The 872-nt window shown below is 58.0% G+C and carries 1 protein-coding gene; it reads right to left on the reverse strand.

Features of this window, described 5'->3' with window-relative positions; translation table 11 throughout:
- The coding region (gene tuf / locus CFY91_RS15580; protein ID WP_106408261.1) for an elongation factor Tu at window positions 1-872 on the reverse strand (872 nt) is incomplete at both ends.

Below are 872 nucleotides of genomic sequence, written 5' to 3' on the forward strand. Positions count from 1 at the left end.
CACTGCTTGGCCAGAACCTGACCACGCTCAACTTCATCACGCTTGGTACCGCGCAGCAGTACGCCACAGTTCTCACCCGCACGACCTTCGTCGAGCAGCTTGCGGAACATTTCAACACCAGTACAGGTGGTCTTCAGGGTCGGACGCAGGCCAACCACTTCGATCTCTTCCTGGATCTTGACGATGCCACGCTCAACACGACCGGTTACCACGGTGCCACGACCGGAGATCGAGAACACGTCTTCGATCGGCATCAGGAACGGCTTATCAATGGCACGCACCGGCTCCGGAATGTAGCTGTCGAGAGTCTCGACCAGCTTCTTCACGGCAGTGGTACCCATTTCGTTGTCGTCCTGACCGTTCAGAGCCATCAGCGCGGAACCGATCACGATCGGAGTGTCATCACCCGGGAAATCATAGGTGGACAGCAGGTCGCGAACTTCCATCTCGACCAGCTCCAGCAGCTCAGCGTCATCCACCATGTCGGCCTTGTTCAGGAACACGACAATGTACGGAACGCCTACCTGACGGGACAGCAGGATGTGCTCACGAGTCTGCGGCATGGGGCCGTCGGCAGCCGAGCAAACCAGGATCGCACCGTCCATCTGGGCAGCACCGGTGATCATGTTCTTCACATAGTCAGCGTGACCCGGGCAGTCAACGTGCGCGTAGTGACGAATCTCGGAGTCGTACTCTACGTGGGCAGTGTTGATGGTGATACCGCGAGCTTTCTCTTCCGGGGCGCTGTCGATCTTGTCGAAGTCAACCTTGGCGGAACCGAATACTTCGGAGCACACGCGGGTCAGAGCAGCAGTCAGAGTGGTCTTGCCATGGTCAACGTGACCAATGGTGCCAACGTTGACGTGCGGTTT

Source organism: Pseudomonas fluvialis (assembly GCF_002234375.1).
GTDB lineage: Bacteria > Pseudomonadota > Gammaproteobacteria > Pseudomonadales > Pseudomonadaceae > Aquipseudomonas > Aquipseudomonas fluvialis.